Below are 13,758 nucleotides of genomic sequence, written 5' to 3' on the forward strand. Positions count from 1 at the left end.
AAGTGTAGTGATACATTAAGCTAACCAGTACTAATTACCCGTGAGGCTTAACCATACAACGCCAAAGTGGTTTTACACGCTAGAAGTTAGTGTTACTAAAGTAGCGTTTTACGAATTATCAGAATTTCCGAATTTTAAGAATTAAACAAGGTGAACGACGAAGCGGTATCGCGAAATCGATTCACCTTGCGCAAATGGAATGTTCGTGCAAAGCACGATGTGATTAAACATTTGCACTCCAGTTTTCCTGGTGAACATAGCGTTTTGGAACCACCTGACCCCATGCCGAACTCAGAAGTGAAACGAAACAGCGTCGATGATAGTGTGGCAGCTGCCATGTGAAAGTAGAACATCGCCAGGTCCCAAATTATAAAGTTATAAAAATAAGAATAAAAAGTAAAGAATTTGCTTGATGACCATAGCGTTTTGGAACCACCTGACCCCATGCCGAACTCAGAAGTGAAACAAAACAGCGTCGATGATAGTGTGGCAGCTGCCATGTGAAAGTAGAACATCGTCAAGCACCTAATTATGATGCCGCGCGCGAAAACTTAGCGCGAATTGCGCGAAAACTGCGAATTTTGCATTTTTGAATAGTTGAAAGGGCTTTTGAATATTTCAAAGCTATTTATTGGGTGTTTCAAACTCAATCGACAGGGTTAGACCTGAGTCTGATAGTTCATATTGGGTTCGAGTCACCACCCATTCACCCTCAATACCTTCCCTGAACCCTTTCAGTATTAACTTACTTTCAGCCAACACATTGAGGTTATCGCTTGTACATGGCATCGAGAGCGAGCCAGTAGAGGTGCCTCTTTTTAATGCTGAGAGTTTGGCTTTAGCTGCCCGTGTTGCGCTTCCTTCGTCATCATACGTGTGCTTTAGTTTGAATACAGGCTCATCATTGCCCACGTTGACTGCCACTTGTTCACCAGTGCTATGGTCATGCCAAAACGCTTGGGTGCTTTGGTACTTTCCTCTGTCCGCCATTACCACCTGTATATTGCTTATTTCGTCTTTTTTTACCACTACTGAGGGCAATTGTTTACCACTTGCACTCTTTGAGTCGCCTTTGGTGGTAAACAATAGATGTGAGGTGGCAACTTTACCTACAGCGTCGTACTCTTTGGCTAACCGAGTGACCAGGTGTAAATCGTGCTCGTTTGTCTGATCTAAATGCGTAATTGGCAGACTAGCTAGCGTTGGTGCAATAGCGGGTGTTAATCCGTTTCTACCTGCAACAGCTTCTAATATGCTGCCTAATGTCTCATTATCCCAACTGCCTGTTCGTCGTTCCTTGAGTGACGTGCGCATGTCTGCCGCTTTAGCACGTATTTCAATAGTGTCGGGGCTGCTAGAGATAGTTAACTCATCTACCGTATACAGTCCTTTATCAGCTATTTGCTCATCAATGCCTATCAAAACAGCCAGCTCAGCCCCTTGAGTCGGTAGCTCAAATTGATTGTCTCTGTCATCTAATACAATCGTTAACGTGTCCGAGTCTAAACCAGCCTCGTCGGTTATGCTCAGAGACAACAACCTGTCGGCAACTTTGCTCGTGATGTCTACGCTATCCGCGATTATTTGAAATGTTGGTCGCATTGTTAATCCCACAACTTAATGGTTTTTTGTTGTGCTTGTGTTTGTACTTCTGGCAGTTCAATGACTGTACCTGCGGGTAATTTAGCAGGTTGATTCGCTAATGTTGGATTTGCGTTATAAACAGCTTCAACAGTGCCGTTTAAATGACCGTAGTGCTCGAAACAGATTGCATCTAACCGTTCAGTATCTTTCGTTCTATATAGCATTGTCATCACCATAGTATTTTAGCGTGATATTGAACTCTATTTTTTCTGCCACCCCAGCCACACGTATATCTGTTTGCGTTTCTTCTATTCTAGTGATCACATAGTTGCCGCGCACGTAGCCCAGCCCATCTACCAGCAAAAGAGGTTTACCTTTTACCGCTTCTGCTCGCATTGCTTCTACCTGAAATAACCCACCGTTAAAATGGGGGTAAATTGTGCCCGTCATTGTTACTTCGTCGTAGCCAGGCCCAATGTATTGCATTGCAGGTGTTCGGCTCAATCGCTCTTGTGAACGCCAGCGATACTCACTGACTCGTCTAAACTCAGAGTATGCGGCGCTATGGACTGAAAATCGGTAATCACCCAACGCAATCATTACATCACTCGTCATATAACTTCCCTCGTTGATTTTGTGCTTTTCGTTTGTCTATTTCGCGCATGATGCGATCAACCAGTGCTTTTTCGTTCTCACCTGGTTGCTGATTAATGGTCACATACCAAGTGTGGTTTTCATTGTGTTCAACAGTTTTATGCAGACCCGAGCGGCCAGGTTCTTTACGTTCATCAACTTTACTTGCTTGATTGAGCCTTTCTAAATACGGGGTCGGTGTTCGCTCTGTCTTTTCTTTGTATCGCGTTGTGTTCTCTAAATTTGGCAGAGTCGATGACGTTACAGGTTCTAGTTGTTGTTTGACTTGCTGAGTGAGCGAACTAGGCGCAGCGGATTTTACAGGCTGCAATTGCTGCACAACTGGCTGTGTTAGCGCGTTTGGCTTGATTGTTGGCACTTCGCCAACTTCAACGCTTCCTTTATAAAGTGCGGAACCCTCAACGCTTGGCAACGTTGGCTGTGCAACAGGCGCTAGTTGTTGTTTGACGTGTTGAGTGAGTAAACCAGGTGCATCGGATTTTACAGGCTGCAATTGCTGTACAATGGGCTGCGTTAGCGCGTTTGGCTTGATTGTTGGCACTTCGCCAACCTCAACCCGTCCTTTAAAGAGTGCGGAACCCTCAACGCTTGGCAACGTCGGCTGTGCAACAGGCGCTAGTTGTTGTTTGACTTGTTGAGTGAGTAAACCAGGTGCATCGGATTTTACAGGCTGCAATTGCTGTACAACGGGTTGTGTTAGCGCGTTTGGCTTGATTGTTGGCACTTCGCCAACCTCAACCCGTCCTTTATAGAGTGCGGAACTCTCAACACTTGGCAACGTCGGCTGTGCAACAGGCGCTAGTTGTTGGCTGACTTGCTGAGTGAGCGAACTAGGCGCAGCGGGGTTTGCAAACTGAACTTGCTGCACAATCGGTTGATTTGTGCTTGTGCTGCTTGCTGGTAAATCACTTGCCATGGCTGGCGTAACAGCCATCGTGCTAGCCAGTGCAATGGGTTTAATTAGGCTTGTACCAGGCTTTTGCTCTTCATCATCGCCAAAACCCAACCAACCGCCAACACTGTTGATTGCATCGCCCAATTTGCCAAATGCTGAGAGGGTTTTATCTATGAACCATAACGCGGCTCTAAATGGTGTGGTGACTATATTCACTAACCCACCAAAAACAGCACCAACCGTTTGCCCAGCACTTGCAAATCCCGCCAGTTCATCGCTTACCATATTCACAGGGGTGAACAAATTCGACACCCAATTAAACACAGTGCCGAGACCATCGCCAATCCAGCCAAGTAGCTTACCAACTGGGGTCAAGCTGCTTGTTAGCGGCTTTATCGCACTTACAAACCCATCCCATAGGCCACCCATAAACGCCTTTATGGGCTGCCAGTACTTGTAAACGAGTACCGCACCAGCCGCTATCGCCATCACAGCCCAGCCAATTGGCGTTGTTAGTAGCGCGGTTCCCATGGCTTTAATGCCCACTGCAACTGCTGGCAGTGTGACAGTTGCAAATGTAATTAACCCCGCTTTTAGTGCCCCTAACTTACTGGCAAATGCTAATACTCCTGAGCCTGCGCCCAATGCGTTGGTTGTTGCCGCCGTCGCGGCAGCGGTGGTATTAAATGAGGCGAGATTAAACCGTCCCATAGTCACCATGGCACTGAGTGTTTTAACTGCAATACCTGCTTTAATCCAACCGCCAGCTAAAAATGTAGATGCATAACCCGCTGCAATAGAGGTTACTTTTATGGTGGTTAAACCAACGGCTAGGCCAACCGCCACTTTTGTAGCGACTGGGAACGTATGCGCTACCGTTGCTATGCCATCAACTACAGTACCTAGCGAACCAGCAACCCAGTTAACAGCAGGTAATAGCACTGAGCCAATGTTAACACCGAGTCGATTAACCTGGTTCTTCAGTAGAGTCAGGCTGTTTGCTGTGGTGTTGCTCCTTACTGCAAACTCTTTTTGCATAGAGCCTGCATAGTTGCCTTGTTTTGAAACCAGTTTGAGTGCTTTTTTATAGTTGTCTAAGCCACCGACCAACTTAGCCATATCATCAGCATATTCTGCGCCAAACATATCGGCCAGCACGCCCGTTACATCGTCGGCTTTTTCCAGTGTCTCTAAAAATGAAATGAGTGCGCCTTGGGCGTCTTCTTCAATGTTTTGCTTCAGCTCTGCGGCACTCATTCCGAGAGTCGATAACCCTTTTTGAAATGATTTACTTTGCTTGTCTGCTGTTTTTAACTTCAGCAAGAGCGCATTGATACCCGTTGCAGCCACTTCGGGTGGGGTCTTTAGTTCTAGGAACGCCGCGCCCAACGCGCCAACTTGTTGCCCTGTTAACCCGAACAGTTTCGCCGTACTGCCTGCACGGTTTGCGATGTTGAGCATATCAGCGGCGCGGGCATCCATACTATTACTTAAATGGTTATAGGCGTCGCCTAAACTCACAACTTGCGTTTGATTGAGTTTGAATATGGAGCGCATCCCCGTCATAGCGGCCCCAGCTTCACGCCCCGACATATCAAATGCCACGCCCATTTTTGCGGCATCTTGGGCAAATATCAGCAGCTCTTTACGTGCAATACCTGCTTGACCTGCGGCTGCTACAATGTCGCCAATGCCATCAGCGGCCATGGGTATAACCGTGCTGAGCCTCAGTACATCTTGCCCCATTTGAGCCAGCTCTAGAGGGGTATCAAAATCAACAACCTTGCCCACGTCGGCCATGACGCTTTCAAACTTAACCGCTGCTGCAACTGGGGTCAGCATTGCGGTACCCAATGCCGCAGCATCGAGCATTTGATTACGATAGTGATCACGTTTGGCCATCACTGTTTGATGGCGCTGCATGGTGGTTTGTAAATCAGCGTACTTTCGTTTTAGCGTTGTGAGTGTTTGGCCTAGCTGTGTATGTTTGTGCGATAGCTGTGTGGCTGTAATACCGCTTGCAGCCATCGTTTTACGATGTGTATTTAGCGCCCGTTGGCTATCGCCTAATCGAGTAGACAGCTTGTTCAGCTCTTTATGTGCAACACCAACTTTGTTTTTTAGTTTTGTGTGTTCAGTTGCTGCTTGAGCCAACGCTTTATTTGTTTTGCTTAAATCAGTTTGTGATTGCTGGTATGCAACTTTTGCTTGTTGCATTTCCTGTTTTGCCGCTTTAATGGCGGCCGTCATCGCCTCTGTTTTAGTCTCTGCATCGCGGTGCGTTTGTTTGAGCTGTGCTAATTTTTGCTGTGCTTTGGTGTAGGCGTTTTTTGCATTGATTGTTGACAGTGCAGCGTTATCTGCCGCTTTTGCCAGTTGAGCGTGTGTCGCATGTGATTGTTTCAGCTCTGACTGGTATTGCTGCAACTTATTGCGTGCTGACTCAATATCAGCTCGCGTTGCTTTGAGCTGCTCGCTAACTGTTTTAAATCCGCTAATCGCGTTTGATGTAGACTCAACCTGTTTAACCGTTTCGCCCAATCTGTTAAATTGGTTTACACTTTGACCAATAACGGTTTTAAAACTACCCGCAAGGGCCGCACCAATGATGACTGAAACTGCTAACGACTTACCGACTGCCATAATAAATACCTGGTTAAGTTGCATTGAGAAACTACTGAACTTTAAAGTGCTGTATAGCTTCAGTTTTATAGGCGCGTTTGCCTATCTGCTGTTTTCCTCCGATTGGGTAGCGGCCTTAATCGGTGCGCCAGTATTAGCGGCGTTGTTAACGCTCAGTTTCTCTTTGATTGTATTTGTGGTGGGGATCATGATGCTGATCCCCCTTGGAGTGTGGCTATTAGCTCGTAGTATTTTGTTGCCTCTTCTGCTGGCATCTCCAACCACTCACCAATCCCGCCTCCCGTAAAGTGGGCTAGCGCCAAAACTAGCCCTCGGATCTCAACTTCGTTTAGGACAAAAAACTGCGAAACGTGTTTTGCACCTGTTGATAATCAGACAAATCCAATTCATCCATAAAATCGGGTGCTTGCTCACATAAATTTGCAAACAAATCTTTTTCCGACTCTGCGTCAGATTTGCCGCTGGTCATTGAGCGTAGTTGGTCTTTGAGTTTGGGGCGGCGCATTGATAATTCGCTAACGGTCTCGCCCTTGTACTCGATGGGAAATGCTAATGTGATAGTTGTTGTGCTCATTTACTTGTCCTCAGTTTTAGTTTGACGAGATTTCGTTGCTGCTGGTTTTTGCTCTGAGAGCTTACCAGCGGCCAGCCAGTTGGCCGCTTGACGAGGTGTTAGCTCTATCGTATCGCCAGCGCTATACGCCTTGTGTTCATGTACAACAGTTTTAACCACATCATAGGTTTGTGTTTTTGCTTGTTTTGTTTGCATGTTATAACTCCAAAATACCGCGACGTTGCGCGAGCACGTCTACACCGTTTATGACTTGCACGTTATTGAGCTGGTCGATCTCAATGGGAGTTTGGCCGTCATACGTTAGTTTGTAATATGTGAGCATGGCTTTCAGTTTTAATTCGCCAGGCTTTTTACGCTCCCATGTTCCAAAATCAATTTCAGTCCAACGGCCTGTCATGACCACTTCAAACGGGACCTCTTTTGCATCATTTTCTGCTTTGAATGAACCTTTAATACGCAGCTTTAATCCGTTTATGTCTAAGGTGCCGTAGTTCTTAAAAATTCCGTTATTTGGTTCAGCAATGACCAGTTCGCTTAGCTCTAGTTTGTCTTGGCCCATATCCAGCTCAATTGGGCCAGCCAGCCCACTGCCCATATAGTCTTCGGTTATGCGCGTTAGCTTCGGCAATTGAACAGACACACCACGGCCGCCATAGCCTTCACCATCAATAAAGACGTTAAAGTCTTTCAGTGTATTTGGTAGTTGAACAGCCATCAGAAAATCTCCTCTAGATATTTATCCGTCATGCGCGAGCGGAATGTGATCGACTCAGCGGGGTACACGGGCGTAAAATCGAAGTCGAAATACGTTTTACCTTGTGCAATCTGGCTGGGGGTGTTGAGTTCAGGGTCAGCCCAACATGAGCCGTTGACGATTGCACCAATGGCTTTTAAGTGCCGTAAAAACGCGTTAACACCTTCAACAACTTCTTTGAAGTAGGTTTCGCCCGATACGCCCTTATCAACTGCCCATAGATGTGCTGCCAGTAATGAGTCGTTGATAATGTCGGCTGTACGCGCAACGCACTCATAAATCCACTTTGGATCAGCTGAGCAGTTGCGTGGCCCCCAAACGCGATAGCCTTTTTCGTTAATTATGGTGCCGACGTGCTCTTTGTTGAGTAGGTTTGCACGGCTTGCCACATCGCCCAATTCAAAGTCAATACTGCGCGTTGTGCCGACCATGCCATTAATCAACTTATTACTAATCGAGTGCCAAAAGCCTTGTTCGTTGTCGACTTTGGCTCGCACACCTGCAACGCGGGCGCTATTTGGCTGGCTAATTTCGCCACTACTTGCCGTGTCCCATACCCGCACCCATGGGTCACATAGATATAGGCGCTTAGAGCCAAACTTGTTACGCAGTGCAATGGCATCGGCATCAGACGTATCAGGGCCACTGGCGTAAACCATCGCCCGCAATTTATCAGCAATGCTCACCATTTCAGTTATAACTGCTTCAATATGATCAAAACCTGGGGCGATGAGGATACGGGGCTTAACACCTAATGAGCTTTTTGCAGCACGTAGCGCTTGTAGGCCCGTATATTGCTGTGTTGCTGCATCAACGCCGCCAATCACATTGGATTGCGTTTCAGCAGGGCTTGCGCCTTCAGGCACACGAACCACCACAACGATAGCGCCGCACTGGTCAAAAATGGCATCTAATGCTTGTGGCAAGGTGCCTTTACCATCGCCGACCATATCGAGCTTTGCAGCTTCCAGTCTGCTGCCCGCAATTAATGTAGGGGTGTTTAGTGGGAATGCAGCGGCATCCGCATCGGGTGCTGTGCCAACAACCCCAATCACTGACGTGGACGCCACTTGTATTGGACGTGGGCCGTCGTTGAGTTCGAGAACCTGCACGCCATGTAGATAATCTGTGCTCATGTTACTGCTCCTGTGGTGCGGTTGGCCAAACAGCCAATGTAGGGTCGTCGTTGCTATTTGGTAAATCGCGTAGCGCTTGACGATAGTCAGCCCACGCCTGTTTTTGCTCTGTCGTTAGCGGGGTATCTGGCATTTGCGTCCAGTCGCTGTTTTTTAATTCTCCATCACGTATTTCACGTAGCTCATCAAATGATGAACATTGCAGTTCAATGAGTTCAGGATCGAGATCATCAATTTGGCTACGCAATAAATGCTCAGCGTGAGCGATTGTTAATGTGCCGCCGTGAATGAGTTGTACGTTACCGTTGTATATGATTTTCATTTGTTCACCTGTTTATAGGGGTTGGTTGTCATAGATGTACGGGAAGTGGCCCCAGCGAGGTCTGTTGCGCTCTAGCGGCACTAGGCCTGCAACCGTTGCATACCAAAAAAACAGAATTTCCCCGCTTTCGCTGGCAATGTATGGGTGGTCATGAAAATACGAGCCAGGCGAGCCACTAAACACGTCGCCGCATAGTCCCCATTCATTTGTGATACCTGTAAACCCCGCTGCTGCTGAGCCCAATGAACCCGAAACTAATCGTGCATAGGACGCGCATGTCAACGTAGTGGATTTGTCTGATTTCTGATAAAACGTTGGAGCAGAAACACTGGATTGCCATCCGCTCCACGTCATTTTGACCACGTTAATATCAGGACTAAAATGAACCGCGCGAGCTCTGCCCATGGCCGTGAGGATTTCTTTCTCTTCATCATCACGTAGTTCCCATGCAATACCGCTTTGAACCACTCGATATAACTCAAATTGGATAGGGAACGCCCCGTTTACTGAATATCCATCTAGCACATTACTCGTGACAGTTCCGAGTTGGTTTTTTGTTAAACGATAAAATGGGTGTTCAGCTCTCGCCCTGGCGAGGTAATCATTTAATGATGTGACAGCGGTATTGAGTGAGCCATCAATCTCCTGCATTTTCGCGTCAACTGTACTATTGATAGTGCTGAGCTTGCTTGTTACTTCATTGGTCAGCTCATTACTCGCTGTCACTAACTCGGCGTTAGTTTGCTGCAATTGAGCTACACTTTGTTCGACTGTTGGCATGGTTATACTCCTAATGTCATTAGTCTGTCGTTGAGTTTTATTTCACGTAAATTTGAGTTTATTTGCGCGGTAGCCACACGTGTCTGTGCGTCGCACATGGCGATAAATTCAGCGCCGTAAAACATGTTGATATCGCCTGTGGTTGTTACATCAATTGCTGATACAGGCACTGCGCTTAACACCAAATCAAAACCTTGTATTACGGTTGATAGCGGTGTTTGATAAAACAGCGTGTTGTCGGGGTGTGACCACGCCGCAAACAAGGTGCCGTCTTCTAGAAAAAATCCCACTTCACGCACAGGATATTCACTGGTGCTTTTAAACTCAGCTGTGATGTGAATTTGCCCAGGGCCTGCGTCGGCAACGCTCACCACTTGTGAGCGATCACGTTCGTTGCGCAATGCAGTTTGGTCACGTGTTGGGGTGTAACCCACAGTGCCTACAGCAATGTGCGAAATATTGATATGAATGCCCGAGTCTTTGGCATTCGCAGCAGCGTTTAAACCCGCTTGGGTAATGATGGGGGTGTAGTCGCTCATTGGCATACCATCCTATTAGTTTGAATACATGTAGTGTTGATACTGGTAGCAATCACATGTGTGCTGGTGTGCAGCGTGTTATCGGGGGCACCAGCCAACGGCGTACGAGCGTTGACTATATTGCTTGCTGCTGATTGCACGGTATGTGCGCTAGTGTGTAGTTCGTTGTCTGGGCCGCCGATAAATTCACGCCGACTATTCACTGTGCTGCTCAGCGCTGACTGAATAACATGGCTGCTGGTATGCAGAGCGTTATCTGGTGAACCTGCTAACTGCGCTCTTGAATTGGCGACAACACTCAGCGCTGACTGAACAACATGACCACTGGTGTGTAGTGTGTTGTCTGGCGCGCCTGTTAATTCAGCTCGACTATTCGCAATGTTGCTCGTAGCTGATTGAACAACATGGCTACTGGTGTGCAATGTGTTATCAGGCCCGCCCACAAAATCCATGCGCTGTACATTGCAGCTCGTTGTTGCTGACGCGATAGACATTGGCTGATCCATTTGCACACCCACGTTAAAGTCAATGTGGCTGCGGGTGGGTTTCATTGCCGCAACAATGCGCCATAGCTGGGCCTGCAACTCAGGGGTTAGCAATGAATCACCGTCTTGATTGAGATTGTTACGCACCAACGCAATGAGTTTTGCTGTGTGCGGTACGCCGCCATGTTGCCACCATTCCTCTAGTTCTATGTGTGCATTGAGTGCCGCCAGCGCGCTTTTAACTGCGCCTGCGGTGCCCTTAATTCGGTGTGTTGGGATGCTTTCGGCAATGACTCTGCGCTTGATTGCTTCAGGCCAGGTGCTGTCCCATTCATCCACGCTGAGCGCATGAGCGAGCCATGGCAGTAAATGCTCTGGGCATCGCTCGGCTGACCATAAATCGCCGATTTGCACAGGCACGTCGTTAACGCGAGCGCTTGCTTGCTCTAACGCTTTTTCATTTTTGCTACTAGTGCGGGGGAGTAACTGCTCAGACATGACGACCCCCAAGCTCGACGGTGACGTTTTTGCAATACGCCGCTTGATGACCGTGCATCACTAGGTCAGTTGTTGGCGAGTGCAATTCAACCCGTTGCACACCTGGCAAATGCAGTGCCGCATAGAGTCCTGACAGGGTTACATCGCGGCCTAATTTGTGATTTTCATTCACCCAACTTTGTGCACTTGCTTGTGCTTGAGCGCGCACACTTTCAGCATCGGGGCCAGGATATAAATGCAGCGTTGCGCTTAGCGCATATTCAGTAATGTCAGTTGCACGGAGTCGCACATGGTCCGTGAGTGGGCGTACATCATCGGCACTGAGTGCTGTAATTACTGCGGCGTTTAGCTCAGTGCTGGGTGCGCCGCTTCCCTCGGTAGATAGCACTGTGATTGCTACGTCACCAGGTTGCGGCTCGCTCAAGCCTGCGTCATACGTACACTGTAAAACAGTAGTGCCAGTAGGCAATCCTGTTTGCTGTTCTTCAGTCAGTGGTGCAACAGCAAATTGTGGGGCATCAACCGCCACGTCTTTAACGAGCGGACTGGCTTTGAGTGCATGGAATACATAACCGCCTACAGGGCCTGCGGTGCTGAACCCTTCGAGTGCCAGTTGAATACGCTCGCGGTAACGGTCATTAGTTTCAAACGTAGGTGGTACAGGTGGGTTAGCATCAGCGTCACCTGCATCAATAAGCTGACGCTCAACACCAAAACGCGCCCCCAAATAATCCAGCTCCACGTCGGTGGCTTTTGCCAGTAGCACGGCTTCAGCTCCCTCGTTGACGCGCTGGCGTACCATCAGTTCTCGATACGCAAACACCTCAATCAATTTAACGGCAGGTTCACTTGCCAGGTTAATTTCAGCGTCAGCATAACGGGCTTTATACTCGTTCAACATCTCGTTTTTTATCTGCTCAAACGAGATTGGTTCAATGATGTTCGGCGGTGGTAATTTGTCTAAATCAATCGCTGAAAAATTGGTGATACTCATACAATCAACCCCTCTAACATCAGTGGTTTACCGTCCACTAAATACATACCTTCTAGGTCAATGATAGTTTGGCCCTTGCCGTGGCTCGCCACTTTTAAGCGCGTGAGTTTGTAGCGCGGCTCCCACTTTCTGAGCGCGCCAGCGACAGCGGCATAAATCTCAACGAGTGTTTGGTTATTACTTGGCGCATCGATTAAACGCGGTAAGTTCGAGCCGTAATCTGGGCGCATTACACGGCTACCCAATGGCGTAGTGAGAATGTCGCAGATTGATTGTTTTAGATGATCTTTGGCGCTTATAACGTGGCCTGTGTTTGCGTTCATCATTGTGGTTTCCCCGATGTTGCAACACCTGCGCTTACATCGCAGTGTATGTGTTTTTGTGCTGATATACCGTCAGACGTCATATCTCCGCCACTCTGTGTTACAGGGCTGTCGATGTTGGTTTGCGCGGCTTTCACATTGAAATTGCCATCCGTGGTGATATTAAAATCACCGGCGCTGATAAAATTCGTTGAGCCATCTACCGTCGCCGTAACATCACCCACAACATGCGCGGTGAGGTTGCCCGCAATATTTATAATCACGTCTTTAGCGCAGCTCACATCGAGTACGCTATTTTCACTGTCATACTGAATTTGCGTGCCATCTTTAAATAGCGTCACATCCATGTGCTCACTATTACTCGGGGAATGAAACTCGGTTGTATATAGCAATTGAATAATCACGGCCTGCGTTGGCTCACCCCCGGGGCAAGCGATTACGCATTGAATGCCTGGCTTGAGCGGACGCCAACGAATGAAATTACGCCCTAGCTCTGCGGGCCATGGGAGCCAGCCCGTAACCAACTCGCCAACCTTGACGCGTACTTTTTGGGCTTCGTGGTCCGCCTCTTCAATGGTGCCGAGCATCAGCATATTGGCAAATCGGCGCATTAATTCAGCTATTTCAAAACTCATGGCGTCACCTGTGTGTAGTCTGGCTCGTGGTCGGCACCAATTTCGGGGGCAATGCCTATATACAAATCAGTAGGTACTGGCTCGGCTGGTGCTTGGGGTTCTACATAACGCACTAACTGACGCCAACGGACAACCCATAGACTCGTAGCATGTCGGCCCGTGGCGGTGGTAAAGAGATTTTTAGCAGCAATGTCTGACGCGCTATGTGCCAGCTCGTAACCAAAACCGTCGCCCTCGATGAGCTGGGTGATACCGTCCACAAAATTTACAGCGTCGTCTAATTGCTGATCAGCATTACCACCCGTAATGATGTACACCATGGGGATAACTGCACGGTCATATCCCTCATGAATATATTGCGGTGGTTCAACATACCCGAGCGTGACCAACATGCTTGGCGTTGCTGCTCCAATGCGCTCTAGCTCTGTGCTATTCACCGTACCTGGGTGCAACTCACACTCGCGCAAATCTGTAAATGTATCGCTGAGCTTGTCGCGTACTGCGCGCAAATAGGCCGATAAACTCATATCCAACCGCCTGTGTTCTTACGGCTGAATACTGAGCCTGCCGATTCCATTTCGGCCAAATCCAATGCCTGAGGCTCTGGCTCGCTGGCTTCTAGCCCGAGGCTCAATTCACCTTTACTGATACTTTTCAGCAATTGCATGGCTGATTTTTTATCCTCAGTCACACGCTCTGCTGGGCGTTGGTCTATGTCTGCACGCACAATGTTGACGGCAATGCGTTTTAAAATGCCTGGCACAGTGGGCAGTGGTAGCGGATAGCGCATGGCAACATGCGCATCAATCACCTCGTTAACGCTGGCAATGGCATTGCTCAAACGGGTTTCGTTTATTGCATGTTCGCCACGTTCAGCCGTGAGTTTTACCAACTCAGCCTCACCAAACTGTGCTATCAAATCATCACGCGTGCAGTACATAA

General features: G+C 48.1%; 18 protein-coding genes and 2 rRNA genes. 3 read left to right on the plus strand and 17 right to left on the minus strand.

The window, feature by feature from the left end; all coding sequences use genetic code 11:
- Positions 1 to 246 precede the first annotated feature (246 nt).
- Positions 247 to 361: ribosomal RNA gene (gene rrf, locus HG263_RS21490) — 5S ribosomal RNA — on the plus strand.
- Between the two features lie 47 nt (positions 362 to 408).
- Positions 409 to 523: ribosomal RNA gene (rrf, locus tag HG263_RS21495) — 5S ribosomal RNA — on the plus strand.
- 101 nt (positions 524 to 624) lie between these two features.
- Here rrf (HG263_RS21495) and HG263_RS21500 read toward each other — a convergent pair.
- The 4 genes from HG263_RS21500 to HG263_RS21515 are packed head-to-tail and all read right to left on the minus strand — an operon-like array spanning position 625 to position 5,776.
- Entirely contained in the window at positions 625 to 1,602 is a 978-nt protein-coding gene (locus HG263_RS21500; protein ID WP_171628121.1) for a contractile injection system protein, VgrG/Pvc8 family, read from the minus strand.
- 2 nt (positions 1,603 to 1,604) lie between these two features.
- Positions 1,605 to 1,808, minus strand: coding sequence for a tail protein X (locus tag HG263_RS21505; protein WP_171628122.1), 204 nt, complete (start codon positions 1,806 to 1,808; stop codon positions 1,605 to 1,607).
- Positions 1,798 to 2,199 (minus strand): phage tail protein, encoded by a 402-nt coding sequence (locus HG263_RS21510; protein WP_171628123.1) that lies wholly within the window; start codon positions 2,197 to 2,199, stop codon positions 1,798 to 1,800. Before HG263_RS21510 ends, HG263_RS21505 begins: the two co-directional genes overlap by 11 nt.
- Positions 2,189 to 5,776, minus strand: coding sequence for a phage tail tape measure protein (locus HG263_RS21515; protein ID WP_171628124.1), 3,588 nt, complete (start codon positions 5,774 to 5,776; stop codon positions 2,189 to 2,191). The genes HG263_RS21510 and HG263_RS21515 overlap by 11 nt, the downstream gene beginning before the upstream one ends.
- On the opposite strand from HG263_RS21515, the gene HG263_RS21520 reads away from it, so the two are divergent.
- A complete protein-coding gene (locus tag HG263_RS21520; protein ID WP_171628125.1) occupies positions 5,739 to 6,062 on the plus strand; it encodes a hypothetical protein in 324 nt (107 codons plus the stop codon). The genes HG263_RS21515 and HG263_RS21520 overlap by 38 nt on opposite strands.
- A gap of 42 nt (positions 6,063 to 6,104) precedes the next feature.
- Here HG263_RS21520 and HG263_RS21525 read toward each other — a convergent pair whose 3' ends face one another.
- The 13 genes from HG263_RS21525 to HG263_RS21585 are packed head-to-tail and all read right to left on the minus strand — an operon-like array spanning position 6,105 to position 13,756.
- The gene (locus HG263_RS21525; RefSeq protein WP_171628126.1) at positions 6,105 to 6,350 is read right to left on the minus strand and encodes a phage tail assembly protein; all 246 of its coding nucleotides are present in this window, start codon (positions 6,348 to 6,350) and stop codon (positions 6,105 to 6,107) included.
- Positions 6,351 to 6,545, minus strand: a complete 195-nt coding sequence (locus HG263_RS21530) for a hypothetical protein (protein ID WP_171628127.1) — start codon at positions 6,543 to 6,545, stop codon at positions 6,351 to 6,353.
- Between the two features lies 1 nt (position 6,546).
- Positions 6,547 to 7,065, minus strand: coding sequence for a phage major tail tube protein (locus HG263_RS21535; protein ID WP_171628128.1), 519 nt, complete (start codon positions 7,063 to 7,065; stop codon positions 6,547 to 6,549).
- Positions 7,065 to 8,240: a phage tail sheath subtilisin-like domain-containing protein gene (locus tag HG263_RS21540; RefSeq protein WP_171628129.1), complete on the minus strand. Its 1,176-nt coding sequence runs from the start codon at positions 8,238 to 8,240 to the stop codon at positions 7,065 to 7,067. The genes HG263_RS21535 and HG263_RS21540 overlap by 1 nt, the downstream gene beginning before the upstream one ends.
- 1 nt (position 8,241) lies before the next feature.
- The gene (locus HG263_RS21545; protein WP_171628130.1) at positions 8,242 to 8,562 is read right to left on the minus strand and encodes a tail fiber assembly protein; all 321 of its coding nucleotides are present in this window, start codon (positions 8,560 to 8,562) and stop codon (positions 8,242 to 8,244) included.
- Between the two features lie 12 nt (positions 8,563 to 8,574).
- Positions 8,575 to 9,342 carry a hypothetical protein gene (locus tag HG263_RS21550; RefSeq protein ID WP_171628131.1) on the minus strand — a complete coding sequence of 256 codons (768 nt, stop codon included), beginning with the start codon at positions 9,340 to 9,342 and terminating at the stop codon, positions 8,575 to 8,577.
- 2 nt (positions 9,343 to 9,344) lie between these two features.
- Positions 9,345 to 9,881 (minus strand): phage tail-collar fiber domain-containing protein, encoded by a 537-nt coding sequence (locus tag HG263_RS21555; RefSeq protein WP_171628132.1) that lies wholly within the window; start codon positions 9,879 to 9,881, stop codon positions 9,345 to 9,347.
- Positions 9,878 to 10,864, minus strand: a complete 987-nt coding sequence (locus HG263_RS21560) for a phage tail protein I (RefSeq protein ID WP_171628133.1) — start codon at positions 10,862 to 10,864, stop codon at positions 9,878 to 9,880. The genes HG263_RS21555 and HG263_RS21560 overlap by 4 nt, the downstream gene beginning before the upstream one ends.
- The gene (locus tag HG263_RS21565) at positions 10,857 to 11,858 is read right to left on the minus strand and encodes a baseplate assembly protein (protein WP_171628134.1); all 1,002 of its coding nucleotides are present in this window, start codon (positions 11,856 to 11,858) and stop codon (positions 10,857 to 10,859) included. Before HG263_RS21565 ends, HG263_RS21560 begins: the two co-directional genes overlap by 8 nt.
- On the minus strand, positions 11,855 to 12,184 hold the full coding sequence (locus HG263_RS21570) for a GPW/gp25 family protein (protein ID WP_216628534.1): 330 nt from the start codon (positions 12,182 to 12,184) through the stop codon (positions 11,855 to 11,857). Before HG263_RS21570 ends, HG263_RS21565 begins: the two co-directional genes overlap by 4 nt.
- Positions 12,181 to 12,816, minus strand: a complete 636-nt coding sequence (locus HG263_RS21575) for a phage baseplate assembly protein V (protein ID WP_171628135.1) — start codon at positions 12,814 to 12,816, stop codon at positions 12,181 to 12,183. Before HG263_RS21575 ends, HG263_RS21570 begins: the two co-directional genes overlap by 4 nt.
- Positions 12,813 to 13,343 (minus strand): hypothetical protein, encoded by a 531-nt coding sequence (locus HG263_RS21580; RefSeq protein WP_171628136.1) that lies wholly within the window; start codon positions 13,341 to 13,343, stop codon positions 12,813 to 12,815. The genes HG263_RS21575 and HG263_RS21580 overlap by 4 nt, the downstream gene beginning before the upstream one ends.
- Complete coding sequence (locus tag HG263_RS21585; RefSeq protein ID WP_171628137.1) at positions 13,340 to 13,756, minus strand: gp436 family protein; 417 nt, start codon at positions 13,754 to 13,756, stop codon at positions 13,340 to 13,342. The genes HG263_RS21580 and HG263_RS21585 overlap by 4 nt, the downstream gene beginning before the upstream one ends.
- Between the last annotated feature and the right edge of the window lie 2 nt (positions 13,757 to 13,758).

The sequence above is a fragment of the Pseudoalteromonas caenipelagi genome, from assembly GCF_013140855.1.
Taxonomy (GTDB): Bacteria; Pseudomonadota; Gammaproteobacteria; order Enterobacterales; family Alteromonadaceae; genus Pseudoalteromonas; species Pseudoalteromonas caenipelagi.